This window comes from Moorena sp. SIO4G3, from assembly GCF_010692305.1.
Lineage (GTDB): Bacteria > Cyanobacteriota > Cyanobacteriia > Cyanobacteriales > Coleofasciculaceae > Moorena > Moorena producens_A.
This window is the reverse complement of record NZ_JAAHIG010000004.1, coordinates 19,308-44,600: the sequence shown is the minus strand read 5'-3', so window position 1 is coordinate 44,600 and position 25,293 is coordinate 19,308. Positions and strand designations below refer to the sequence as shown.

Genomic DNA, 25,293 nt, shown 5'->3' with positions numbered 1-25,293 from the left:
ACAATAAAAGATAAAATATTAGGGTAACAAGTGTAAAAATTAAGGGTTTTGGGTGCTGCCTTGCTTAGAGGATATCTGAGAAGTCTAATTTGCTACATCCAAGCCCCCTAAATCCCCCAATTTTGGGGGACTTTTAGAAGCAAATTGACTCTTGTTCCCCCCAAAGTTGGGGGGCTAGGGGGGCAAAATGCAGTATCAAAAAACTTTTCAGATATCCTCTTATAATCAATCGGGTGAAGCAGCAGATGTTGATTACTTTGAGCGCACCCTACAATAGGCTAAGCACTATTGCCTCTTATCTGTTCCCTGTTCCCTGTTCCCTGTTCCCTGTTCCCTATGATTCTATCAGCAACCAAAACCGGTATCAGTCCAGAAGAATTTATTGCTCAGTATGGAGACGATCAACGCTACGAACTGATTGATGGAGAGCTAATTGAGATAGAACCAACTGGCCCCCACGAGCAAGTCGTGGCGTTGATTAGCCGAAAGCTTAATGTAGAAATAGATCGTTTAAATGTACCTTATTTTATTCCACACCGTTGCTTAATTCAGCCTTTAGGAACCTTCAATGCTTTCAGACCAGATCTGGTTGTGCTTGATGAAGAAGAACTAATCAACGAACCACTGTGGGCAAGGGAACCAGTGATAACTCTGGGTACTACTGTAAAACTTGTGGTTGAAGTCGTTAGTACAAATTGGCAGAATGATTATGCTCGTAAGTATGAAGATTACGAGGCTTTGGGGATTCCAGAATACTGGATTGTGGATTATCTCGGTATTGGCGGAAAATACTTTATTGGTAGCCCCAAACAACCGACGGTAACGGTCTGCTGTATGGTGAATGATCAATATCAAAAAGTAATGTTTCGTAGAGGGGATTGTCTCAAATCTTCGCTTTTTCCTAACCTTAAGTTATCGACAGATCAATTATTTATAGGGCTGCGCCCAGGCAAGGGGGAAGGATCTCTAGTTTGACCCGGTGGTGCGTTACGGGCCGGGCTATCTCAACCGATATCAACAGGGAGAAAATCAAGGGGAGCCCGTCCCTAACACACCCTACGCCACTGATAGCTGATTACTTATCCCTAAACTTCCGTCCATCCTTCAATAGTAGCCATTAAAATGTTAACTAAAGGATGGTCTATGGCTTCCTTAAAAGCTTCCACTCCTCCAGCTTTTAGAGCATTGACTACCTTAGCTTTTAGGATTGGTTTATTCTTTATTTCCTCAGCAGCCCTCGCTACAACTGTTAACTTCTCAATCTCAGTACTAGCGGAATTAGTCTGGGATAGTTGGTTTAGAAGTTGCTGAATTTCAGCTGCTGCTTCGGCTAGGTTTTTGTCAGGAGCATGGTGGTGTATAACATCCCCTTTATTATCTCTCCCAGCAATACCACCACCTATAGTAGAGTTATTGACAAGATTAGAGTTATTGTTAGGATTATTAGCTTGGCCTTGGTCTATATTAAAACTCTGTGAATTATCTGACATATCATTATCCGCTTGAACTGTATTTGTAAGATTTATTGTAGGACTCGATAACTGATTACTAGTGAAAGCAGCCCTAACAATTTCCTTAACATCTTTGAGATGACTTCTTTCCGCTTCTAGCATAGCCGTTTGTTTCGCTGCTTCCAGCCTAGCTTCATAAACGGCCAAAAATTCTATTTCAACTTTACCCTTATCGGTTGATTCTGGAACTTCTAAAGTAAGTAAAATATCATTTCCCTTTCTCTCAATTGCTTGAATTGAATCACCAGTAATTTCCGGATTTTCCGCTATTAACTCTTGAAAGGCTTGACGAAATGCTTCTGGATTAACCCCATTACGCAGAAGAATCTGCACCGTATTCATTACCTGCTGATAAAGCTTCTCAAAATCCCCTGGTTGAAAAACCCGATTAGGGTCATGGGGGCGGCGCTCTAGACTTCCCATAGCATTGGGATTCTCTAGTAAAAACACATACTGACAATCAACATCAGTAAAGCTAGTTGTTGAATCAATATTCCACGCTTCTAAACAAGCCCCCGTAAAATAAGCATTAGTAAAATCAGTACCAACTGCTTGAGCTTCAGTTAAATTAGCCCATTCTAAATTAGCATCCTCTAAAGTGGCTTCGCTAATATCAGCCAGTTTTAGATTAGCCTTATTTAGATTAGCCCCTTTTAAATTTGCCCCCCTAAGATTACCCTTAACATAAGACTTATTGTAACCATTACCACTAACCAATAATTCTCTAACAGCCCTATCAGCTAAGATAGTATTACCTGGTCTAGCTCGGTCAAGTCTAATGGTATTTTGCCAACAAGTATAAGTAAGATTAGCTTCTCTTAAATCTGTACTTTTGAGGGTAGCTCCCGTAAAATTAGCATTGGTTAAATCAGCTTTGTAAAAACTGGTACCTCCTGTGGCAGCAAAAGCAATAGCAATAGTGCGAATCCAGGCATCTTTGAGGTCTCTGGTTAGAATACGCCAGCCTAGGTAAGTGCCAAGTAAGGCTAGGACTATAGTTATAACTCCAGCTAAGTCTCCAGCAAAAGCTTTGGAAAAGGTAAAGGCTACAACTCCGGAAAAGGTAAAGGCTACAGCTCCGGCAAAGGCAAAGGCAAAAACTCCGCCTACGGCACCGGCACAAGCTACGCCTATAGCTTGGGTAAATCCCACGACTACCGCAGCAGCACCAGCTCCGGCACCGGCTCCGACTAAACCTACAAACTCGGCGACGCCAGCTAAGGCTCGCGCACGGGGAGCGATTCCTGCTTCAGATAGGGTTATAGCAACGGCTAGAACCAAAGCTCCGACTCCGGCAATGCCTATGGCCAAAGTTCCGGCTTTTTCCATACTTTGACGAAGGGTAACAGTAAATAAGACAATTATTACAACCAAAGCTATCCAGCCGAAGAGTTGCTCTACCACGCCTTGAGAGGTAAATTTTCGCGCTACTAAAAACCTACCAGACAAGCTGGTAAATCCAGATACTCCTGACGTTATCCATGAAAGCAATAGAAGAACAATTACCCACCGTTTTTGTAATCCCGCCTTCGCTTTACAAAACCTAGTATCCCTTAAAATAGCATTCTTAAAATTTGTCCCTATAATATCCGCTTCACTAAAATCTGCCCCTGAAAGGTCTTGCCCCTGAAACGATTGACCTCTAAGATTTGCCCTGCGGAAATCCCTTTCTCCTGCTGCATACTTTTCCAGAACGTCTTTAGCTTTCATCAGCCATAGTCATATATGTAGTAAAGGGAACAGGTAAGAAGGAATAGGTAACTTTAGTTAAATCAGTTTAGTATAACAAGCAGTTCTTGTCAATAAACTGGAAATAGTTCTTAATAAACTATACCTAATTGTGTTGATTAACCGACAGACGGTTTTCGAGAGAAACCCAGGGATTGGTTGTTGTAGCTGAAACCGACTTCTACCGTTCCGATGCTCTTTTGGAGCCGCTAAATGCGATCGCACTTCCCAATTCCATTAAATTAAAACAAAAAAAAATAGCCGTAGAAATACTATCCACGGCTATATCAATACTGTAAAACAATAGGACAAATATTCCCAGGTAATTCTTGGTATTTATCGGCAAAAACCGTAAGTGTACCCATCTTTTTTGTGAACCCTGGTCAAGTTCTTAACGTGTAAGCTTATTGCCTTATTCCCTCGGACTGTGTAATTGAAGGAATTACTTTTGCTCCTAGGGTTAACTCTCCCAAACTCCCCAGTCAGAATGTTTTTGGCTATATCTCCACTGCACCAACCCTTGATCGGTTTTAATGGGTTGTGCCTAATGGGGTAGCCATACTTATTGAGTGCTGCTTTTTGTCTGCCTCCTTGACCTTTACAGGTTACTAACAGTGGTTGATTTGTCCTTAGTTCCAAGATCTCTATATCACCAACACAGGCAGCGTCAACCCAATGTTCCTTTGGGAAACCCAGTTTAATTCGGTTGTACTTGGTTTGCGCTCCCGTTGCAGTAATTAAAGGTTTGATGTTCCAGAGCACTTTTACCAACTTGTTGCGAGTCGCATTTACTGCTGCCGCATCTTTCAGCGGTTGCTTGGCTTTAGTTTTGATTTTTTGCAGCAAACTTGGTTTCTTCTTTAAAAATTCTTCTATTGGTTTATTCCCTTTCCGTTGATTGCATTTTTCGCAAGCTAGACAAAGATTGCTAACCCGATCACTTCCACCTTTAGATTTTGGATGAATGTGTTCAATTTGCAATGGGACGGATTGTTTACCGCAGTAAGTGCATTCCCTTCCCCATTTTTCTAGCAAGTATTCTCTGACTTCATACCCAGCTAATTCCCCTTGTTGGTACTCAACACCATTGATTTCGGGAACTTGCATTTTTTGGGTGTCAAACTTAACTCTTTCTACCCAAATCTCGTTAACCGGGCAAAACTTAATTAATCGTTTGATCCAGGTCTCTATAGTCAAAATCCTGTGCTCTAAGCTAGGTGGAAGCCATCCCTCTGGACGTTTGCGGTTAAGGAATCTTGGTTTTCTGTAACGGGTATGACGGTTACGCCTGCCGCGTCTTACAGCGCTTCTAGACTGTAGTTTTTTCTTGATTAATCCTCCTCTGTGCTCTAATTCCATTCCCCAAATCACCTGATTGTTTTGGACTAGAGCAAACCCAGTGACCTTGCTACCAGGGTCAATTTTTAGTTGACAGTTGGTAACAACAGGATTGTTGATCGCCGTTTTCAAAATAATAGTAAAAGGGTACATCCTAAAAACCGCAGCTTTGCCTTTGTCTAATAACCTTCGTGCCTTCTTTGGTGGAATTGGGTTTAATGGTTGTTTGTTTGTGTCAATAACAAATACATAATTTTGCATGATTAGTGCATCTCAGTTGGTAATGTGTTCCTTGACAATGTTGTAATGGCTTGTTGGGCTAACCACACGTTTGCCTTTGTCTTAATGGCTAGCGATAGAGCTAGAAGCTGGAGTTCACCCCTAGGTATCGTGACCAAAACAACGTAGGAAGTAAATCCTTAGTCTGCAACCTAGTCGGCAATTCCCAGATTTACCGGGAATTACCAAGGCTTAAACTAGGTGTAAACGTTATGTCATGTCTATCAGTTTCCGAATCAATCCCGATGTGATCCTACCGGACCAGAGCGGGGGGGAAACCCCCCCATAAATTTAACCTATTAACGCCAAGTTTGATAGTTGGTTGCAAAACTAATTACTTGCCCCGGAATTCCCGTCGGTTGCAAAGGGCTCCAGTCGGAAACCGACCCATAACCCAGTGCATAAAGACCGTAAATAGTCTTGGTAACTGCTTCAGGAGAGCCCTTAATGCACTTAATACGTTGTTTCTTAGGATTATTGTCGTGATTCGTAATAAAGTCTGTAGACATAAGTAAAAAACTAAATTACGTTTATAATGATTATTGTAATGATTATAATTGTAATTGTCAAGGACTTTTAGAATTTAGAATTTAGAATTTAGAATTTAGAATTCAACCAAACAACCTTCAACCAAACAACCTTCAACCAAACAACTTTATACCTTCAACCTACCCTTCCGAACCCTCAAAATAGCTAGCGCTAAGATCCAGCTCTAAACTCCCTTGCACAATAGCAGTTAGCTCATTTCCTAGGAATATTCCTGTACCTGACGGTAAACCAATCGGGGATGAATCCAAGCGATAATCACTTTTAGAACCACCAAGTTGAATAACATCCTCGGTAGTATCAAAATCCGTAATCAGAGCATAGTCATCATTCCCTGCTTCATCATACTGAATCACAGTAGTTTCACCGACAAATTGAGACTTTCCCCCGAGCACGAATCTATCGGCTCCCTCCANGTGTGCCGGAGACGAAACCTTAGAAGAGTGGAGCCTTTATGGTTAGTCGGCTATGGGTAAAAGGGTTAAAACTTTTTGATTAAGGCTCCACTCTTCTTACGGTAACTTCTAACCCCACGGTACGTTTAGTTTTAAAAGGTTATTTTACTGGGGTTTCGGTATCTGTGGCAGATCCATGCGTTTTGGCGAGGTATGCACGCTCCTCGTGTACTAGTATCGCTTTACGTCGTTGTTTGAAATTGGCAGTACCGACGAATCCTGCCTGTACTAGGCTACATGTTTATTCTATCACACTTTACTTAAAAGCCGTCCTAGAAGGACGGGGCTTGAAACCCAAAATTTTTGGTCAAAGCTTCCCATCACCCCACACTCCACAACCCAAACTCACACTGATAGGGTGATCTGTAGCAATATTTTTTGAAGGTCCTAGTCACATCCTACCAACGCTGACCCCAACCGTTACAGCACGGGACTGATAGCTCCCCAGACCCGACCCTAGTTAACTTGCGCTCTTGCTTACGGAGAAAGCTACCTATCGATTGGGTGGGCAGAAAGCTTTCTATTACAATTTATGGAATAACATATAGTTTCTTTTTATTTGTGTTAATTTATGTTCATTTGGGTAAAAACCCAGAGTAAAAATTATTATTAATGATATGGCTAAAGTAACCGTAACCCTCTATATGGAAGAAAAAGACAAAGAAGCGCTTCAACGATTGGCAGATGCCGAGGAGCGGTCCTTGTCCCAAATGGCAGTACTAATTCTTAAACGAGCAATAAAAAAAGCTGAGCAGGCAGGAGACATCCCACCCAAAGAGTAATGAGTAAGGGGGTGACAAGCAGCCTTGTTAGCCTTACTGGGTGTAGGGTGTAGGGTGTAGGGTTTAGGGTTTAGGGTTTAGGGTGTAGGGTTTAGGGTTTAGGGTGTGGGGTGTGGGGAAAACTTTTTTTGGAACTAAGGCAATCATTGTCTTAATGCAGTTGCTCATGGAGGTTTCCCCCAAGACCGTAATGGTGCGTTTACAGTCATCGAATTAAATTCGCCACGGGTCGCACCTCTGCATCGCTTTTGGATTTATGTGTACAGCTACCCCAAACCCCAAACCCCACACCCCACACCCCACACCCCACACTGTCACCCCCTCAGTTCCTATCCTCTATCCTTGAGGCTAGTCAACTTCGTAATCTACTGCGATGATGTCCCCTTGGATAGGTTTGATATAGTTCTGGACTACTTCCTGGTGGGCTGGGTGATCAGTATAGGTACTCAGAGCATCGCGATTGACCAGTTGCACTCTCAAAGCATGCTGAAATCCCTGAGACCTGAGGGGTGAAAAGTTCTCTCCACAGGAAAGTTCTACAATCTCAGGAATTTGGTCTTTCAGAGCCAGGAGTCCATTCATAGCTAATGCGATCGCATCCGGTGAAGCGTCTTCTTTCCACTTGAACAAAATAATATGCTCGATCATGTTTACTTAAAAGTTCCTAAATTCCCATTACCACAGGCCAGGTGTTAAATGTTCAGATTAAACACCGATTTCAGAACCTAATCATTCCATAATTACGTCACACCCTCAATATCAATGGTTTTCTGATCTGCCTCAATCAGTACCTGCTGCATAATCGGTGAAAGGTTTTCATTGAGCCGTCCAGAACGAATAAATTCGGCGTAGGTATCAGCTTCAATATCTAACATTGTTTCTTGAAGTTGCTCAAGCTCAAGAGTTTCGAGTTCAGGGTGGTTACTCCGTAACTCCTTAATTTCATTGTTAATCGTTGTCAGTTGGGAATCGATAAGTTTGGTTTGATAGCGCCACAGGTCTGAATCGATTTCTGTGGTGTTTAAGCCCTCCTCAAGATAATTTCTGACCCGATTCAGGGCGATGCGACGGGCAAGAACTTCAGAATATTGCTGACGTAAGGGTTGGTCACCAATTAAATTTAACTTTTCGAGAAACCATCGGGTGGTTAACCCCTGGACTAGCAGGGTAAACAATACCACCCCAAACACAGTTTCGATAATATCTTGTCGTCCTTCTAACACAACTGGCACACTTAAGGCCAGAGCAATGGAAACCGAACCTCGCAAGCCACCCCACCATAGGACGGTTTGTTCCCGCCAACCAATTTGAGAGTTGACCAAGATATTGCTGAGTGCGCCCAAACCATAAACTGCGATCGCTCTGGTGAGTAGTACAGCCAAGATAGTAACCGCAATTAATTTGATATTTTGCCCTAAACTAGCTATCTTGATTTGGTCACCAATCAGTAGAAAGACAATCGAGTTCACAAAAAAGGCTAAAAAGTCCCAAAACTCAGAGACAATCAACCGGGTACGGGGGTTCATACCAATGCGGGAGCCAAAATTGCCCAAGATCACCCCAACGGTGACTACCCCAATCACACCTGATCCCCCTAGTTCCTCCACAATTAAATAAGTGCCATAAGCAGAAACCAAGGTCAGGGATTGCTCCACCAGGGGTAAATCAAAGCGTTGGGTGGCGTAGGAAATTCCAAAACCAATGATGCAACCGATACCAATCCCAATCCCCACAAACCCTAAGAAACGGGCAACACTAGTGGCAATGGAAAATTCTTCTAGTCCTAGGGGTAGTCCGACTAATAAACTAAAAGCAACCACCGCTACCCCATCATTAAATAGGCTTTCCCCCTCCATCAGCGTTTTCAACCGTTTATCCGCACCCAATTCCCGAAATAGGGCAATAACCGAAACTGGGTCAGTGGCAGAAAGACTGGCTCCAACCAATAAAGCTATGGTCAGGGGTAGTCCTGTCAGCTGATTGATAGCAAAGGCAATGCCAACTACAGAAATAATCACCCCAGCGATCGCAAATAGACTCACCGGTACCAAATCCCGTCGTAAGTCCCGCCAGCGGATATTCCAAGCGGCTTCAAAGAGTAGGGGGGGTAGGAAAATTTCCAGAATCAGTTCTGGTGATAAGTTAACCAGTCGGACATCCACAAAAGCCAAGCCTAACCCAACAATTACCAGTAATAGGGTGTAAGGAATTTTACGGAACCAGGAAAAGATCCGAGATAGGGTTGCCACACTTAAAGACACCGACAGCACTAGGAGAAACTGTTCGAGGTTTTGCTTAATGGCGACTTCGCCGACAGTGGACTCTAGGGACATACAGAAACTCCAAGATACACTCAAAAGGGAAAGCCTCCTGCCCATGCCTAAAATCACAGGGGTTTTCGGTTTTCCCCTTACCAAACCACAATTACTGATGAGTCAGGGAAATCAAGACAAACTCAAATTGATGGTAGTAGACGATGAGTCTGACAACTTAGATCTACTTTACAGAACCTTCCGCCGAAAATTTCAAGTGTTCAGAGCTAATGATGCCATAACGGCCTTAGAGATTTTGGACACTGAAGGAGAGATGGCGATTATTATCTCAGATCAGCGCCTAGGGGGAATGAATGGCACAGAATTCTTAAGCAGGACAGTAGAGCGTTTTCCAGATACAATTCGCATCCTGTTGACTGCCTACACAGATATAGAAGATTTGGTGGAAGCGATTAACTCAGGTCAGGTCTATAAATACATCACAAAGCCTTGGCAGGGTGAGGAACTAAAAGCAGTGGTGCGACAAGCTGCGGAAACTTACCAAGTCCTAAAAAAAAGAACCAGGGAACTTTCTCGGGCCTTACGACGGGAAGAATTGTTCAATATGGTGACAACGGCAATTCGAGAATCTCTAGATTATAGTAATCTACTGCAAAAGGTAGTGACCACCATGGGTCAAGCCTTTGATGCTACTGCTTGTTTCCTGCAACCGGTAGAGTTCAACCAACTCACACCAGAATGTTTCACCTACAAGGTTTCTGGGGATGGCAATACACCTCATATCCCTAATGCTGATTTGATGATACAACAGGTATTAGAGAAACCCGAGACTAAGTTGTGGCAAGAAACAAGGGATGGTCAGAATTCGGTGCATTTGATCGTTCCCCTACCGGACCAACAACAGATCTTAGGGGTGTTGTGTCTCTACCAGCAAAAGAGTGAGGGATCTTGGAATACAGACGATATCCAGCTAATAGAAGCCGTTGCTAAACAAGCAGCGTTAGCGATTTCTCAGGCAAAACTACTCCAACGCACCCAGTTACAGGCTCAGCAGATGCGGGATGAACTAGATGTAGCTCGCCAGATTCAGAATAATTTGCTGCGTCAGAGTTGGCCAAAGATGGAACAGGTGCGAGTGCAAGCTCACTGCACCCCAGCGCGACAGGTTGGTGGGGATTTTTTTGAAGTCTATGTTCATCCCCAAGGAGATATATGGCTAGCAGTTGGAGATGTCTCCGGTAAAGGCGTACCTGCTGCCTTATTTATGACCAGTGCCATGTCGATGTTACGACGGGAACTTGCTCAAGAAATATCCCCAGACCCAAAAACAGTGATCCAAAATCTTAACCACACCATGTCAGATGACCTTTATAATACCAACCGTTTTATTACCCTGGTCTTGGCTCGTTATACCCCTGACAAACAACAGTTGGTTTACGCTAATGCTGGTCATACCTATCCTATGGTTTGGTCTGATCACCAAGTAGTCCAACAACACTCAGAATCAAAAACTCCAGAGCCGACTTACCTCGAGGTTCGGGGTATTCCCTTGGGAATTTTGCCAATTTGGCAGGCGGAATCAGGACATTTAAGATTAAATTCAGGTAGCATCCTGCTACTAACAAGTGATGGAATTACGGAAGCAACCCTGAATCCAGTGGGCCGTTCATCCAATGGGTCAACCAGCACCAGTTCTAGGCTTGAGTCATCCGGTCTTTGGCAGCTTCTGCTTCAGGAACCTGCTCCCTTTGACCTTAGTAATTTCTTAGCTCGGATTCGAGAGCGTACTAACCCGATTCAGGAAGACGACCAAACCCTAGTATCTCTGGAGGTATTGTAGTGAATGAAAACAGAACTACAGATACCGAGTGACCTGAAGTTTTTGAGCATTGTCGAAAACTGGTTTATAGGGATTTTGCAGGTTGAACTCGGAAATCGTGTTGATTGGCCTAGTCTATCCAATCGTTTGCGATTGGTATTAGTGGAAGCTTACTCTAACGTAGTGCGTCATGCTCATCGCGATCAACCCAATTTACCCATCTTGATTTGCCTAGAACTCAAAGAACGGGATATTGCTCTGGAGATTTGGGATTATGGTCAAGGATTTGACCCATCCTTTTATAAAGCACCGAATCCAGGTGATTTACAGGAAAACGGCTATGGCTGGCTAATTATCCATCGACTAATGGATCGGGTGGAGTATCGCTTACAGGTCAATGGTCGGAATTGTTTGGAGTTGCAAGTCAGCTTAGCCCAGTAGCCCATTTGTATCTGGGTTGTAAACACAGGATTTGCCCAAAAAGGCAAGAGGCAACAGGCAACAGGCAATAGGCAACAGGCAATAGGCAACAGGCAATAGGCAACAGGCAATAGGCAACAGGCAATAGGCAACAGGCAAAAGGGGAAAGAGATCCGGAGTGTGATTGCACAGTAAAAATAGACTTCCTAGGTTTACGTCTCAAATACAAAGGCTATATATCTGAACCTCATTAAGGCGGTCTAAAATTTCCTCTAAACTAGGACGCTGTTCAATTAGTTCTGGTTGGTGCAAGCATACTAATAATGTTGCTACAATATGTTTGCAGTATCCTCCATGTCCGTAAGGACAACTACAATAACCTGCGTCTAATTCATTTTCTTCAAAACCAATATTAATAGGTGCGCTTTCCGCATTAAGAATTAAATTCGCCACGGGTCGCACCTCTTGATAAGGGCGAATATCACTACTTTCAACTTCTGCTGTAATTAATTTCCCCCGTTGAACTACTCTTCTCACATGGCCATCGTGATAATAAGCTTGTCCTCTTTGCCAAGATTGGCTACTGGCATAAGAACGAATAATTTCCTGGCTGATTTCTGGAATAGACATTGCTCAGTACCCTGGTATGTATGCTTTTGATCTAACAGCGATGGCAGGATGGAAGCACAAGAGAAGTAAATGCCTTTTTTAATTAGATCAAATCAGTAGATCAAAAAGTAGCGATCGCTACTTTGAAAGTGGCGACTGAAAACCCTAGGTTTTCGGACTCCGTTTTTTGATCTACTAAAGGATATTGAGTATATAGTATCAAGGTAAGCACAGAAACAATCACGCCATAATGTAAAGAAATATTTTAATCAAGCCGATGGAGGCACGGGGCGACTATTGCTTTTCCAAAGGTGGGGTTAAACATTGCTTTATCGCCAGTGATCACAATGAAGTCTGCCATTTGGTTTCTGTTGGTTTGTATAGCAGTCGCCAGGGCAGTTAGGACATGACAAAAGTCTCAAAGCTAAGTATAGCAATAGTTTTAGCTCTGACTTCTGACTTCTGACTTCTGACTTCTGCTATAGTATGGCGTAAGGCGATCGTCATAGTGCTATAGTTGAGGCAGGGAAACCACAAGAGCGATCGCTTTATGTTAATTATTGTGATTGCCTATTGCTAGCTTGCTTATTCCCTATTTTAGTTTAACGATACTAGCTTTTCTACTGATAGTTTAATATGCTCAAAAGCAACAAGGTAGAGATTTCCTTGGCTGTAGGTTTGTTGAATTTGATAACTATTGCCCGATGGTTGCTGAAACACGATCAGTTGTTGAGCTTTCAAATCTACAACCCAATATTCTAATATGCCAGCATGAGCATAAGCAATTCGCTTCTGTTCCAAGTCTTTTTCTAAGGTACTATCAGAGATTTCTATTAATAGGTAAATTTCTTCGGCAGAAGGGTGACGAGAGTCGTACAAGGAAACGGGCAATTTGACAACCGCAATATCTGGTTCTGGTTCTGAATCAGGAAGGGAAACAGGATGTGATTCGTAAATCTTGGCGCTACCTCGGAGCTGTTCCCGCAAATATTCCGCGATAGAATCGTTTATTTTTCGATGTAAAGGTCCCTCTGGTGACATCTCAATAATTTGCCCTTCTAGTAATTCGACATGACGCTCACTTAGGATACCTGCTGCAATCATGTTATGATAGTCTTGAATTGACCATTTAGCTAAGGTTATCATGGTTGTACTTATGGTGTATCTGCCCTTTTAATGATTGGTTTCTGTGCGAATTTCTTGTAGGATATCCGCTATTTCTGCCTCTGAGGAAATATGCTTGGCTAAAACCTCTGCTGTTGCTTCTAGTACGCGCTTAGAAAATGATTTAGCTAAGTCCTGTCTTAGTCCTTGTCCAATATACAGTTTTAGTAATGCCTCACAGGACATATCTCGACTAGCAGCTACTTTTTTGAGGGATGCTAAGGTATCAGTGGGAATATCCAGGGAGACTTTTTCTTGAGGACGGGGATGCAGTTGTAATGTCAATTCATCTTCAGGCTTGTTCATAAAGTTTCCTTTCCTTTTAAATTTGTTTAACTTTACCTGATCCCAGCTGTTAAATTTATAATAGACCTATGGTTATTTTGCCTCTATGAAGATATGACGATTCATGTAAACCAACAAGAAGCTGAACAACGATTCTCTGAATTATTCAGTCAGGTACTCAAAGGAGAAGAAATTATCATTTCAGCACAGGGCCAAGAAATGGCAAGGATTATTCCGTCAATAAAACCACCAAAACCAAGAGTGCCAGGTATCGACAAAGGGCGTTTAGTTGTTCCAGATGATTTTGACGATCCTCTCCCTGAAGAGATTTTAGAATCTTTTTACGGTCAAGGATAACCGATCACATGGAAGCTTTACTTGATACAAATGCCTTTTTGTGGTGGGCTGCCGACGATCCGCGACTTTCTGCTAGGGCTCGTGAAACTATTCAAGACCCTGACAACGAAATATTTTTCAGTGTCGCCAGTGCTTGGGAAATCATTATCAAAACTCGTATTGGCAAATTAACTCTGCCAGAATCCCCTGAATCTTATATTCCCACTCGTCTTGATTACTACTGCTTTCAAATCCTCCCAATCGAAATAAAACATGTTCTGCAAATATGGAAACTAGATTCTCACCATAAAGACCCATTTGATCGGGTATTGATTGCTCAGAGTCAGCTGGAAAACCTTCCGATTATAACCAAAGATGCGAAAATATCCCTTTATGATGTCGATATTCTTTGGTGAGGCACACTTAAGCAAAATCCTCAGGGTACGCGCAAGACAATCAAGATCAGCTTATTACTTCAATTCGGGAATAGTTCAAGGTTTCTGAGCAGATACAACTATGGCTGACATAGGCAGCAGCAGTCGATTATTTTGCCTATAGCTTGCCGTTTCCTGGTGAATTGCTGCCCGTATATTGTCCAGGGATTGACTAGTTTGAGCGCGCAGTATACCACCTGTTCTGGCGGTGCCTTTATAAAAAGCATCAAAAAGTTCATCGGCACTGCTAAGTTCCCAGAGTAGGGGTATTTCTTGGACAGAAGGATTCTTAAATCCTAAATTTTGCAAACACTTGAAGCAGTAATCCGGTTCACTAAACAGAAAAAATGGTGGCCCTTCTGGAAGAGTAATATCTGTATTTTTATAGGTTTCAATCGCCTTATTCATAATCTTCAACGCTATCGATTTGTCTGGCTTACTCCACACAGTAAACCCAAACTTAGCCTGGCTACGAATTACCCGAAATGCTTCACCCAGTGCCTTTTCTGGTTCAGCCAAATGCAAAATTCCAAAGTTCATTACGGCTGCTTGATATTGAGATTCAGCAAAGGGTAATGATTCGGCTTCCCCCTGACAAAATTCGATCGCTCTTAGCGGAAGCTGAGGCCTTTCGGCCACGCTTTGCGAACGCTTCATCGCGTAGCGTGACCGTAGGTCAATCTGGGGATTGAGTTGCCTGGCTTTGGCAACCATAGCGTCTGATAAATCTACCCCCGTCACCTTACATCCTCGCTTGTGGGCCTGAGCAGCCACATAGCCAGGACCAGTGGCAATATCAAGCAATTCCATATCCCTTCCTGCATTTACACTATCAAGCAGAGAGTCGATAGTTTGGCTAGTCAGAGAGGAAAAAGAGGAATGGTATTGGTCTACTGACTGTTGCCATCCACAATATTCAAATTGTCTAAATTCCTTGGGATTATTGGTGGGGACGGTCATATTTCGGTAATTTTTTTGGATTGAGATGAGGGACAATTACGTTTACTAGAATACAGTTACTAGAATGCAGTTACTAGAATACAATTAATATAAAATATCACTTTGGGGTTTTCGCTCATGGTTTTATAGTAAAATTATTAATCTTACTATAAAACCATGAATTATACAGAGTTAGTTTATGACCTTGAGGTCAAATTAGGGTTAATGACGAGTGTAAGAACCCTCGAAATGGGTTTTTACTTGATGGGCAACTGTTGCGATAACAACGGCTGAGCCAGACCCTAAAATAGCAACTAGTTCAGTCCCAGAACCATCCGTAACTATTGCCAAAGCTGCCAATGCGATCGCTACTGCCACAAAAGTCGTTTTTAACCGGTTGGTTACCTGATAGGCTCGATTGCAGGAACCACAGATTTGAGTATGTCGCCTTAATCGGTCTAGGGGAGGTGGTTGCTGATTATCTTCCAGTTTTTTCTGGGGTAGCTTCCTGGTAGAATAGCCTTGATAAAAAGGTAAAGACGTTCCGAACTTATCGAGCCACTTGCGATACTCAATCAACAACATATCTGATGTTTTGAGTGGCAAATACAGAGAGTTTAGGCTTGTTCCCAACCGCTCCACTTCTGCCTGCTGTCCCACCACAAGTGGTAAATCTTCTTCTAAGAATTTGTCTCGGTACCAGTGTTCCATCCAATGAGGCTGTAGCTTCAGTTTCCAGGTAGAATAATTATTATAATTCCTAATAATAATACGGCATTTGCCCTGACCTAGAGGAAGGGAATAAAGTGCTGCTCCACCGATACGAACTGATTTTTCCTCTCTTGAGCTTCTGTAGGTCACTAAATTGGGAGCAACGAAATCAAGGTTTACCCATGGGCAGCGGTTTGTTAAACAAGCTAGCTTACCATCTTGGTTTCTGAACAATACCAAAGGCTCGTCGTACAGGGAGAAGCTGTAAGGACGCTCTGTGGGCAGGTCTTGGACAAAGGTGACAGGATACCAGCTCTGCTGCCAGTTGAACTCTTGCTGTGTTTCAGCTATAGGAGCAGTGGCAGTTTTTTGTACTGCTTCTGGTGTTTTGGTATCAACTCTCATAGATAACTTCCTCAAAACGAGACCATGGTCGGAATAATTTTTCCCTTGACTGGTCAGTTTACTGCTTGTCCTGAATCTGCATAACGATCATTTATGGTTCTGTACTCCCTCTAGTATGAGTTAACCTAGTCTAAGTTAACAAAGAAAGCGATCGCTATCCTGGCTCGTACAGTATGGGTACACTCTTGCCATCAACAAGTCAACTCTCAGACGCGTTCGCGTAGCTTGGCTCTAGGCCAATCGCTTAGGGGCTCAATGCTGAGCATCGCATACCCCAGATTCATAAAACAAATGCGATCGTGTAGCCGATCAATGCTCGCCCATCGCATTTTTCATCAACCCCTTTCTTTCTATTAATTATAGATAGCAGTTATCAATGGGGTGAGTTACCCAGCCCTTGGGGTTGCGCGGGAGTAGGGAGTAGGGAGCAGGGTAAGCGAAAAAAAAATTGATCCAAAATGTCATAAAATTCAATGATTATGACCATAATAAACCTTGATTACCGGCACTATTGTACTTTTTTTTAATAGTTTTTTTCAATATTGTTAAAAATAATTCCTCCTTGTTTATTATTGGGCTTACCCTGGCAGCACACTAACCCCTATTTACGCTGCCACAGCCAACTAATACCGCCCATAGCTATTGCCAATACCCCAAACAGGGAACTTGGTTCCGGAACAGTTTTCAGCTCAGCAATCACAGTAACATTAGGATCTAATGTTGCTCCTGTATCGAATACAAAATCAAAAGCGTTGGCATCATCTAGAAGATTAGCGCGCAAGAACAAAGCACTCCAACGGGCAATAGTTTCAATCGCTTCATCCTGAGCGAGAGTGGGATTGCTAAAATCCGGTCGGGCACCAGGGGGATTATTAACATTAGTAATACCAAAGTGATTGGCACCTGCAACGGTAATCAATGCCTTAGGAGAATCTTGGATTAACTCAAAAGTAGCCAAAGCTTCCTCAGGGGTTGCCACACCATCGAGACTTCCCTGAACTAAGGCCACAGGAATGCCATCATTAGCAGTAGGAACAAATTCCATTAAGAAGGGATCGAATCGATTCGTACCATAGAAAGCAGCGGCCATAAGTGCTTCTGGACGACTAAAATCATTCAAACACAGGGGAAAAATACAGGAACCTTCAATGGCGGTTAAACCGACTGCACCCCCTTGGGAATGACCGAGTAAAGCTAGCTTTTCGGTATCTACAATGCCCGCAAGCTGGGAATTATAATTCTCGCTTTCTGTAATGATAAAGTCGAAAATCGAGTTAATTTGCGAAGCTTCGGGCAACAATCCTTCAAAATTAAACTGGGGTAGAGATACCCTATTGTTCGGGACGACAACCACAAAGCCGTAGCTAGCCACCTGAGTCGCAAAACTAGAGTAGAAGGATTTATCTACCAATCCACCTGGCAAGAGGATGGTAGTGGGAAATAATTCGTTGCTAGTCCTAGATACAACTGGAAAGTAAATGTCTGCCGGATTGCCATTGGTTGTAATGGTAGTACTGAAGCTATCAACTTCAGAAAAAATGGGTGCATCACTGAAAGTGGCAGCAGTGGCTATTTCTGCCGTTCCGAAACTCATAACAATAGCACTACAGAGGCTAAGGGAGTATTTTATTCGAGAAGAGGAAAAATTCATCAATTTTTTCGGTTTTATTACCAAAATAATGTTGCCAAAAACACCATGATTTAGCAAATTTTCCGGGCACATTCTAGTCCTACCACCCTACAGGCAGAATCTGTCATATCATGTCGGGATAATTACCCTGTCTTGATGCAAAGCGCGAGTGGGGGAAACCCCCAAGACCGCGCTGCATCGCTTAATAAAAATTTCCCCCATCTCCCCATCTCCCCATAAGGGTAGGTTTTTTACTTTGACCTCAGGTGTGGGGTGTAGGGGGTGGGGTGACCGGGTGTGGGGCATAAGAAAGCGATGCAGTGGCCTCACGGGGGTTTCCCCCAAGACCGCGCTGCACCGCTTTTTCGTTGTTTTCCTTTTCCTCTCCCTCTGGGTCGCCCCATGTTTGACCTTAATGTAAAAAACCTACCCCTGTGAGCTCCCCATCTCCCCATCTCCCCACAATCCCCATCCCCCAAGGCCCAAGACTTGATTAGTTTTCGGCAATTCTCAGCTCATCAATGTTCCATAAAGGTCCGCCTAAGCTAGAAAATTTGATATTCTCGATGCGATCGCGTACTGCCTGAAAGTCTAGTGAATTGACCAGGAAAAACACGGGCAACTCCTCGGCAACGATTTCCTGGAATTGACCATAAATGACTTTGCGTTTGCTCTGATCAAGTTCTTGTATCCCAGCATTGAACAGACGGTCAATCTCTTGCTCCCAGTCAGACACTTCCCACCCTTCTAGTGGTGGTTGTCCGGGTTGAGGACCTTGATTAAATTGATGAAACGAGCCTCCACTGTACCAGAACAGAAATACAGTGTGAGGCTCACTCACTCCTGCTCCAAAGGCACCCACATAACACTCCCAATCCCGAGTCGATAGGAGCTTTCTGAGCACAAGGTTGAAGCTGAGTACCTGCAAATCTGCTTCTATCCCAATTTGGCTCAAGTCTTGTTTAATCTGAACTGCTGCGTCTACTCGGGATTTATCGTCTGATTTCACCAGCATAGTGAATTTTACCCGGTTGCCATCCCAATCCAGCAGCTGATTTTGGGAGTTATACCTGAAACCCGCCTCTAATAGTAATTGTTTGGCCTTCTGGGGTTGATAGTTGTAGACTTTTAACCCATCTTCTGGGGACAGGTAATAGGGACTTTGGACAGCAATGGGAGAATGTTGTACTTCACCCAGTCCCCGATAAATATTAGTTTTCATTCTTTCCCGGTCAATAGCATAGGCTACCGCTTGTCGAAAGGCCAAGGTATTGAACCAACGGGACTTGATTGGGTCTACGAAAGGCTTTCCCTGACCATTGCGAGCTTTGTTGAGATTAAAACCGACAAACCTAATGCTAGGCATCGGTCCTCCATTGTAAATGGTGTATTTCCCCCGCTTTTCCTCTCGTTTAAGTAACCCAAAGGCCTCGGGATTGACTCTGAGGCTATCCAACTCCCCAGAGCGAAATCTGAGTAACTGGTTATCAGAGGATGGGATAACTTGTAAGACAATCCGTTGAATGTAGGGTTGGGGATTTCCTTGAGCATCAGCACGCCAGTAATAAGGGTTGCGTTGTAGGATGACTCGCTCAGCAGGGGTATACTTTTGTAGTCGATAGGGACCATTGCTAACAATGTCTTGGGGATTGGTGTTAGTGCCCCAAGTTGAAAGAAACTGGGGATTGCCATTACCATCAGTGGCTTGCACAGACTCTCGTAACGCATGAGCCGGTAGAATGGCTAGGGTTCCTGCGGATCTCACAAATGGCGCAAAGGGTTGTGGTAAGGTAAGCTCAACTCGCCGCTGATCTAGTTTGCGCACCGATGGGTACTTACCATTACTACCAATCTTGAGGAAATCTCGATGCACTGTGGGAATCTTGGGATTTAGGTAAAGCTCCTGATAGGTAAAGATCACATCATCCACCGTTAGGGGCTCCCCATCAGACCACTTTAGCCCATCCCGCAGGGTGAAGGTGATCCGCTGTCGGTCTGAGGAAATGTCCCAAGATTCAGCTAGTCCTGGCTCCAACTTCCCTGTCATGCCATTCTGAGTCAGTAATCCTTCGTATATATAACCAAACACACCGTAGATAGAGCTATTAACAATATAGTTAAAGCTAGTTGGGTCACTAGGAGTAGCTAAAACTAGTTGAGAGACCTGAGCTGCCTGAGTCTTAAACTGGTTCGGATGGCAACCTGTAAGGGTCAATAGACAAAATAGCGCCAGCGCAACAGCTAGACCCAGGGGTCGTAAGACGTGTTGAAAAGGGAGGAGTGTGGGGAGAGGAGGAAGGGAAGAATTAGTTTTGGATAAGAGGATATCTTTAAATACATTTTTGATCATTGTCTTGATGCAGTCGCAAATGGTAACGGTATCGGTATTAAAATTTATATAGCAAAGGGAATAGGAAATAGGGAATAGGGAATAGGGAATAGGGAATAGGGAATAGGGAATAGGGAATAGGGAATAGGGAATAGGGAAATCCTAAATCAAAAGTTATCACAGATTTAGGATTTCTCTAGTAATTTCATGGCTATAACCATAACGTGATCATCAACAAACGGGATCAACAAACCGGATGCGCGAGCATCGATCTATTACGGTAAAGCATACCCGATATTCATAAAACAAATGCGAACGCATACATCAGGTTTGGATACTTATAGCACAGATTTGCGATAGTATCCAAGGGAGTGTCATGGCCGAAACAGTAGAGTCAAGCAACCTAGACAATACCAAAAAATTGGGGTTTTGTGATGCCCCAATCCCGAAAATAATCTATGTCAAAAACTCTGAAAATGGTAAGTACCTGTGGCACTTTTGGAATCACTCAGAAAACAAACCAGAAGCCATTTACCACCAAGCCATCCGATGTTTTGTGAGTGGGCTTGAGATCGTGGCAAAAGAATTTCTTGAGAAAGAAGTGCTTAAACTCCGCATCCAAGTGCTAGCGGATAAACCGTATTCTATCCAGTCAGGGATTGATAGTATATTTTCTCGTTGCTTTTTGCTTAGTCTTGTTAAGCTATCCCCTGAGCAAGTAAAGGAACCGCTGACGATCGCTCTGAGGGGTAATGATACCTCAAAAGGTAATCCAGCTACCGTATTCTGTTCCCTCTATGATAGTAGAGACCGCTATATATCCTATGATTGGGATGCTTCTGTTAATATCTACTCGATTGCCAATGCCTGCCAGTCACTTTTAAGTGGTCAGCCAATTTCACCACCAGGACCAGAGTCAGAGCCACAAACAAAGCCACAGACCCGGGCACAACAATCGGAAGATTGGATCAAGTCCCACGAATCTTTTGAAATTCTAAAGCAGACCTCCAAAGAACTTCAACGGTTGCGGTGGTCAAAACAAGATGGAGTTAAATACCTACAACAGGTTTACGGGAAGATTTCCCGTCAGTTTCTGACACCTGAAGAATTGTTAGATTTCCTCAAGAGGCTACAAAGCTTTCCCACCCCTGACAATGAAAACATGGAAGAAACAGTTTTTTAGCGGCTGATATTAGTTGGTATTCACACCTGCGATTCGGCGCCGACGCGAGTCACGCGAACGCGCCCCGCGTGGCCTACGGCCTCAGCTTCCGCGCTTATGCGAACGCTTTCACTCACTGGGGGCGATTGACATGCAGGTCAAGCTACGCGAACGCTTTTTATGACGAAAGTACCTCACCGAATTGAAAAATGCTATAAATCACAGGTAAGCATATGTGCTACTTGAGATGCTACTTGAGGTGCCCTCAGCCCTCAGCCCTCAGCCCTCAGCCCTCAGCAGACTTAACTCAGATTAAACGAATGCTTACCTGTTTTCTTCAAAAGCTGTTCGCGCAACGTGCGCGTAGCGCATAAGCTGAGAACTGATAACTGATAGCTGATAGCTGATAGCTGAATGCTTAAGATCATAGTAACTAGAAAGGTTAATGCAGGTGAGCAAACGGTATCCCGATAATGACCAACAAACCCTATTAGACACAGCAGAGTCTTATCTAAGGGAATCCGTTGCTCCCTTGGCTTCAGAAATTGATAGTGCTCCTGAGGTGTTACGAGAGGCTCTCAAGGGGATGAGCGTTCGCACTTTGCTAGGGCTACGGATTCCGAAATCCTGGGGAGGTCTCGAAGTTAGTAGCACAATCTTTGGCTACTTCCAGCAACTGGTAGCACGGTATTCCGGTGCTTTGGCATTCTTGCAAATGCAACACCAGAGTGCTGGAGCAATGATCGCCTTCTCTGAGAATGAATCGTTGAAGCAGCAGTATCTTCCCAAATTAGCCAAGGGTCAAGTGCTAGTTGGTATCGGCTTTTCCCAAGTGCGACGAACAGGTAACCCACCGGTGAAAGCTATTCCGGTAGATGGTGGATATCAGATCAGCGGAAAAGTGCCTTGGGTTACTGGGTTTAGCTTGTTTCAAGAGTTTGTCATTGGTGCAGTATTGCCTGATGGTCGAGAAGTTTACGGTATGGTGCCATTGACTCCAACTTGCCAAGATGCAGGTGGTACTATTACCTTTAGCAAACCCATGGCACTGGGGGCGATGCAATCCACCAATACCGTTAGTGCTACCCTTATGGATTGGTTATTACCCGAAGAACGTGTGGTCTCGATTGCTAAAGCAGGTGCAATTCACGGAAATGACCAGAAAAAAGTTTTGTCTGCTGGTTTTTTGGCCCTAGGATGTGCCCAAGCTGGACTGGACATTGTAGAAGCGGCGGCCAAAACCAAGCAACTGGATTTTCTATACAATGGTTTTGAATCCCTCAACGGGGAATTGATTCGCTGCCAGACAGCTATGCTCGAAGCAGCACAAGGGGATTCTCAGACGTTTGAACAACGGCTACAATTGAGGACTTGGGCAATTAATTTAGCAGGAAGATGTGCTCAAGCAGCGGTTACTGTGTCTAGTGGTGCTGCTAACTACAAACACCATGCTGCCCAGCGAGTCTATCGGGAAGCTTTGGTATTCACTGTATCTGGTCAAACCACCGCTATGATGGAGGGAACTCTGGCTCGATTGGTAAATGTTTCTTGTGGGTGAATCCTCCCTAAGCATTCAGCATAAGCGCTACGCGCACGCGTGCGCGTTCAGCTATCAGCTAATGCATCCCATCCAAATAGACCAAGCCATCAGTATCAACAGCCCTTGATCGACATCCCTGCACCGTTGCTAAATATTTTGGAAAATATGTCTAGTTTGACTTTCAAACTCCTTGGTAAAGGTTTCAGTATCAGGTAACTTCCCAGTTCTTAATTCTCTAAATAGCAAAGAACCAGCAATTTGTAAGAGCGCCGGATGTCCACCAGCCCTGTCTTTAATGACATCCCGTAATGCTGGTGTGATGGGAATACTTGCCATTAATTGCTCCACTTCAGTTTCCGTTAATGGCTTCAGGGATTGAAACAGATAATGGTTATACCAGGGAGAACTATTGGGATTAAAAGGAGGATCAAGTTCATTGAGAGGGCGAAGTGAGGTGACAATCATTGATAAATATCTCCTCTCCCGAGAGTGATAGGCAATACTGCTACACTCAGTTACAAATATTTCCATGTCAGCTTGAGTATAGTGCTGGTTTTCCCGCAAAGCGGCATCATAGTCATCTACTAGCAACACCAAGAACTTGTTTCGTTTTCCAAGCTTCCCCAATACTTGGCGCATAACCCTGGCAGTTGCTTTTCCGTGGTCGAGCAATGTTTCGATCTCTGCCTGAAGGTCTGGCTCACCGTCCAATTCCTCTTTGAGCAGACTAAAGACTTCCTGCCAAAACCCGGAAGCTGTAAACGGTTGGATACTTTCGCAACTGAGTAGCACCATCAAAGCCTGGGATGGGTCTTGTCCATACTCTTTCCAAACGTCCGGAGAAGCCAGGAGTTCCAGGAAAGAGGTCTTACCCATGCCTGGACCACCCCAAATGGCTAAGTTACTGCGGTTCGAGATTTGATTAAAACCAGCCAGAATTTCTGATTGTCGTCCCACAAAACGGTCTGGGGGAACTGGTGCGCCTACAACGAAAGGATTGTTTAATTTGTTATAGAATTGATAAGCTTGTTGATTTTCTGGCTCTATCCTTAGCACTTGGTCAAATTGCCGCCTGGCTAGGATCACTTCCCCTACTTCCATGAGGTGTTGTCCATAACCTAAATGCGATCGCACTAATCCATCCTGATTCGGGACTGGATTAACTTGGTATGCTCGCTGATAGCATTCCACTGCTTTATCAAATACGTCACCTTCCAAATATATCCTTGCTATCTCGAATAAAGCACTAAAGTGATTGGGATTGGCTTTCAAAATCTGTTCATAGGGTTTTATCTGATGGAATACATCCCCGTGAGCAGTTTGTTTAATTGCTTCTGTATAAATAGCCTTAGCCTCTGGATCGAGGTCTTCCAATTCAAATATCTCTCGCCGCAATGGGTAACGTTTGACTAACCAACGGCGGACTAATTCTATTTCTACCTTGTAGGATTTTCCGTTGTAGGATGAAACTTGATCAGTTATGTCTATAACCCCTAAGAAACCTGATTCAACTAGTTTTTCCCTAGCTTGATTCAAAGACTCGGTGATAGTAACGCCATACTCTTTCAGTAAACTCAACGGGTCTTGCACAACCTGATTAGAATTTATTTCAGCTTTTTTTTGAGCCTCTGCTACTGCGGAAAATATCACTCGTTCAGGAATCGGTAATCCATCCCGAAACCAGGTTAATCCTCCTTCACCAATTTCAATGGCATCATCCACAATTCTGGTCACATCATCACGATTTACCTGCCACTTTTGTTCAGTTCTAGCTTGAGCAAACAGTGCATGACATAGGACTTGAGTGAAATAGGGATGACCTGAAGCTAATGCTAAGATAGCATCGATTGCCTCCGACTCGTAGGTCAAAGACCCCTTAGTTGGTTCAGTAATTAACTCTGTGGCACTTCGTTCACTGAGCAAGCCAACTTTTTGGCTAGGAGCACCTTTAAATAATCCCAGCAACTTGGGCATATCATCCAGTTGCCGTCCTATAAATGGAATAATAAATAATCGTTTTTCCTGTTTAAGCAGAGATTGTAAGTAAGGGAAAAACGTGTTAACTGATGACTCTTTTGTTGAAGCAGGATTGTCGCTACTCAACACATCAAACTCATCTAGCAACAACACCAGCTTTTTATCCCCTAATTCTTGATATACTTTTGGTAAAAAGCTATCAGCAAAACGATTCTGATTGGTTTCTAATTCCGTAAGAGTTGGTAACTTAGTATGATCAGACCTTAGCTGGAGTTGCTTAATAATAGCTTGTGCTAAACTGTAGAGAACACGACTAAGGGGTAACTGACTTTTGTCCTGTAGATCAAACTGGACAAACGCAAAGTCATCTTGCCCAACAAAATTGGGAATTTGTTTAAGTACAGTGGATTTACCAATACGTCTTTGACCATGGAACAAAATTACCTGTACGCCCTGCCGGAGGTTATCCTCAATCAAGTCAAACTTTTTGCGTCTACCGAAAAACAATTCCGGTTCAGAGATGGGACGACCAACAATGTAAGGATTTCTCATATAAGGATTTTTCCGAACACTTGCAGTAGTCATGTTGGCTTTCTTCCCAGTTACGTTGTAAGCATTCAG

The 25,293-nt window shown here is 43.6% G+C and carries 27 protein-coding genes; 9 read left to right on the top strand and 18 right to left on the bottom strand.

Going from position 1 to position 25,293, the window contains the following annotated elements; genetic code table 11:
• Positions 1–336: 336 nt before the first annotated feature.
• Positions 337–975: a Uma2 family endonuclease gene (locus tag F6J99_RS01330; protein WP_293111417.1), complete on the top strand. Its 639-nt coding sequence runs from the start codon at positions 337–339 to the stop codon at positions 973–975.
• Between the two features lie 110 nt (positions 976–1,085).
• Here F6J99_RS01330 and F6J99_RS01325 read toward each other — a convergent pair whose 3' ends face one another.
• Positions 1,086–3,221, bottom strand: a complete 2,136-nt coding sequence (locus tag F6J99_RS01325; RefSeq protein ID WP_293111377.1) for a pentapeptide repeat-containing protein — start codon at positions 3,219–3,221, stop codon at positions 1,086–1,088.
• 173 nt (positions 3,222–3,394) lie between these two features.
• On the opposite strand from F6J99_RS01325, the gene F6J99_RS01320 reads away from it, so the two are divergent.
• Positions 3,395–3,538 carry a hypothetical protein gene (locus tag F6J99_RS01320; RefSeq protein ID WP_293111376.1) on the top strand — a complete coding sequence of 48 codons (144 nt, stop codon included), beginning with the start codon at positions 3,395–3,397 and terminating at the stop codon, positions 3,536–3,538.
• Between the two features lie 37 nt (positions 3,539–3,575).
• Here F6J99_RS01320 and iscB read toward each other — a convergent pair whose 3' ends face one another.
• From iscB to F6J99_RS01305, 3 genes are all read right to left on the bottom strand, one after another.
• The gene (iscB, locus tag F6J99_RS01315) at positions 3,576–4,838 is read right to left on the bottom strand and encodes an RNA-guided endonuclease IscB (protein WP_070396043.1); all 1,263 of its coding nucleotides are present in this window, start codon (positions 4,836–4,838) and stop codon (positions 3,576–3,578) included.
• A 317-nt stretch (positions 4,839–5,155) separates the two neighbouring features.
• Positions 5,156–5,365, bottom strand: a complete 210-nt coding sequence (locus tag F6J99_RS01310; RefSeq protein WP_293111375.1) for a hypothetical protein — start codon at positions 5,363–5,365, stop codon at positions 5,156–5,158.
• 159 nt (positions 5,366–5,524) lie between these two features.
• Positions 5,525–5,797 carry a hypothetical protein gene (locus F6J99_RS01305; protein WP_293111374.1) on the bottom strand — a complete coding sequence of 91 codons (273 nt, stop codon included), beginning with the start codon at positions 5,795–5,797 and terminating at the stop codon, positions 5,525–5,527.
• Between the two features lie 677 nt (positions 5,798–6,474).
• On the opposite strand from F6J99_RS01305, the gene F6J99_RS01300 reads away from it, so the two are divergent.
• Positions 6,475–6,639: a ribbon-helix-helix protein, CopG family gene (locus F6J99_RS01300; RefSeq protein ID WP_083305188.1), complete on the top strand. Its 165-nt coding sequence runs from the start codon at positions 6,475–6,477 to the stop codon at positions 6,637–6,639.
• Positions 6,640–6,987: 348 nt separating this feature from the next.
• Here the strand turns inward: F6J99_RS01300 and F6J99_RS01295 are convergent, their stop codons facing one another.
• Positions 6,988–7,287: a Dabb family protein gene (locus F6J99_RS01295; RefSeq protein WP_293111373.1), complete on the bottom strand. Its 300-nt coding sequence runs from the start codon at positions 7,285–7,287 to the stop codon at positions 6,988–6,990.
• Positions 7,288–7,379: 92 nt separating this feature from the next.
• Entirely contained in the window at positions 7,380–8,972 is a 1,593-nt protein-coding gene (locus F6J99_RS01290) for a Na+/H+ antiporter (protein ID WP_293111372.1), read from the bottom strand.
• A gap of 97 nt (positions 8,973–9,069) precedes the next feature.
• On the opposite strand from F6J99_RS01290, the gene F6J99_RS01285 reads away from it, so the two are divergent.
• The gene (locus F6J99_RS01285) at positions 9,070–10,752 is read left to right on the top strand and encodes a SpoIIE family protein phosphatase (RefSeq protein ID WP_293111416.1); all 1,683 of its coding nucleotides are present in this window, start codon (positions 9,070–9,072) and stop codon (positions 10,750–10,752) included.
• A 3-nt stretch (positions 10,753–10,755) separates the two neighbouring features.
• Positions 10,756–11,172, top strand: coding sequence for an anti-sigma regulatory factor (locus F6J99_RS01280; protein ID WP_070393045.1), 417 nt, complete (start codon positions 10,756–10,758; stop codon positions 11,170–11,172).
• Here the strand turns inward: F6J99_RS01280 and F6J99_RS01275 are convergent.
• From F6J99_RS01275 to F6J99_RS01260, 4 genes are all read right to left on the bottom strand, one after another.
• Positions 11,161–11,310 (bottom strand): hypothetical protein, encoded by a 150-nt coding sequence (locus tag F6J99_RS01275; RefSeq protein WP_158517231.1) that lies wholly within the window; start codon positions 11,308–11,310, stop codon positions 11,161–11,163. The genes F6J99_RS01280 and F6J99_RS01275 overlap by 12 nt on opposite strands.
• A gap of 60 nt (positions 11,311–11,370) precedes the next feature.
• Complete coding sequence (locus F6J99_RS01270) at positions 11,371–11,781, bottom strand: SWIM zinc finger family protein (RefSeq protein WP_293111371.1); 411 nt, start codon at positions 11,779–11,781, stop codon at positions 11,371–11,373.
• A 576-nt stretch (positions 11,782–12,357) separates the two neighbouring features.
• Positions 12,358–12,906 (bottom strand): Uma2 family endonuclease, encoded by a 549-nt coding sequence (locus tag F6J99_RS01265; RefSeq protein ID WP_293111370.1) that lies wholly within the window; start codon positions 12,904–12,906, stop codon positions 12,358–12,360.
• A gap of 27 nt (positions 12,907–12,933) precedes the next feature.
• Positions 12,934–13,230 carry a hypothetical protein gene (locus tag F6J99_RS01260; RefSeq protein WP_293111369.1) on the bottom strand — a complete coding sequence of 99 codons (297 nt, stop codon included), beginning with the start codon at positions 13,228–13,230 and terminating at the stop codon, positions 12,934–12,936.
• Between the two features lie 93 nt (positions 13,231–13,323).
• On the opposite strand from F6J99_RS01260, the gene F6J99_RS01255 reads away from it, so the two are divergent.
• Together F6J99_RS01255 and F6J99_RS01250 are read left to right on the top strand one after the other, a co-directional pair.
• Complete coding sequence (locus F6J99_RS01255) at positions 13,324–13,566, top strand: type II toxin-antitoxin system prevent-host-death family antitoxin (RefSeq protein WP_293086728.1); 243 nt, start codon at positions 13,324–13,326, stop codon at positions 13,564–13,566.
• Positions 13,567–13,574: 8 nt separating this feature from the next.
• Positions 13,575–13,961: a type II toxin-antitoxin system VapC family toxin gene (locus F6J99_RS01250; RefSeq protein ID WP_293111368.1), complete on the top strand. Its 387-nt coding sequence runs from the start codon at positions 13,575–13,577 to the stop codon at positions 13,959–13,961.
• A gap of 75 nt (positions 13,962–14,036) precedes the next feature.
• On the opposite strand, the gene F6J99_RS01245 is transcribed toward F6J99_RS01250, so the two are convergent.
• The 7 genes from F6J99_RS01245 to F6J99_RS01215 all read right to left on the bottom strand — a co-directional run bounded on the left by F6J99_RS01245 (position 14,037) and on the right by F6J99_RS01215 (position 20,174).
• On the bottom strand, positions 14,037–14,939 hold the full coding sequence (locus tag F6J99_RS01245) for a class I SAM-dependent methyltransferase (RefSeq protein WP_293111367.1): 903 nt from the start codon (positions 14,937–14,939) through the stop codon (positions 14,037–14,039).
• A gap of 201 nt (positions 14,940–15,140) precedes the next feature.
• On the bottom strand, positions 15,141–16,034 hold the full coding sequence (locus F6J99_RS01240; protein ID WP_293111366.1) for a Rieske 2Fe-2S domain-containing protein: 894 nt from the start codon (positions 16,032–16,034) through the stop codon (positions 15,141–15,143).
• Positions 16,035–16,635: 601 nt separating this feature from the next.
• On the bottom strand, positions 16,636–17,685 hold the full coding sequence (locus F6J99_RS01235) for a PEP-CTERM sorting domain-containing protein (RefSeq protein ID WP_293111365.1): 1,050 nt from the start codon (positions 17,683–17,685) through the stop codon (positions 16,636–16,638).
• A 108-nt stretch (positions 17,686–17,793) separates the two neighbouring features.
• Positions 17,794–18,009: a hypothetical protein gene (locus tag F6J99_RS01230; RefSeq protein WP_293111364.1), complete on the bottom strand. Its 216-nt coding sequence runs from the start codon at positions 18,007–18,009 to the stop codon at positions 17,794–17,796.
• Positions 17,991–18,119, bottom strand: a complete 129-nt coding sequence (locus tag F6J99_RS01225; RefSeq protein WP_293111363.1) for a hypothetical protein — start codon at positions 18,117–18,119, stop codon at positions 17,991–17,993. The genes F6J99_RS01230 and F6J99_RS01225 overlap by 19 nt, the downstream gene beginning before the upstream one ends.
• Positions 18,120–18,157: 38 nt before the next feature.
• Positions 18,158–20,014: an ABC transporter substrate-binding protein gene (locus tag F6J99_RS01220; protein ID WP_293111362.1), complete on the bottom strand. Its 1,857-nt coding sequence runs from the start codon at positions 20,012–20,014 to the stop codon at positions 18,158–18,160.
• A 37-nt stretch (positions 20,015–20,051) separates the two neighbouring features.
• Positions 20,052–20,174: a hypothetical protein gene (locus tag F6J99_RS01215; protein ID WP_293111361.1), complete on the bottom strand. Its 123-nt coding sequence runs from the start codon at positions 20,172–20,174 to the stop codon at positions 20,052–20,054.
• A gap of 195 nt (positions 20,175–20,369) precedes the next feature.
• On the opposite strand from F6J99_RS01215, the gene F6J99_RS01210 reads away from it, so the two are divergent.
• Both F6J99_RS01210 and F6J99_RS01205 read left to right on the top strand, forming a co-directional pair.
• Positions 20,370–21,176 carry a hypothetical protein gene (locus tag F6J99_RS01210; protein ID WP_293111360.1) on the top strand — a complete coding sequence of 269 codons (807 nt, stop codon included), beginning with the start codon at positions 20,370–20,372 and terminating at the stop codon, positions 21,174–21,176.
• 424 nt (positions 21,177–21,600) lie between these two features.
• Positions 21,601–22,713 (top strand): acyl-CoA dehydrogenase family protein, encoded by a 1,113-nt coding sequence (locus F6J99_RS01205; protein ID WP_293111359.1) that lies wholly within the window; start codon positions 21,601–21,603, stop codon positions 22,711–22,713.
• A gap of 129 nt (positions 22,714–22,842) precedes the next feature.
• On the opposite strand, the gene F6J99_RS01200 is transcribed toward F6J99_RS01205, so the two are convergent.
• Positions 22,843–25,257 (bottom strand): AAA family ATPase, encoded by a 2,415-nt coding sequence (locus F6J99_RS01200; RefSeq protein WP_293111358.1) that lies wholly within the window; start codon positions 25,255–25,257, stop codon positions 22,843–22,845.
• Positions 25,258–25,293 lie beyond the last annotated feature (36 nt).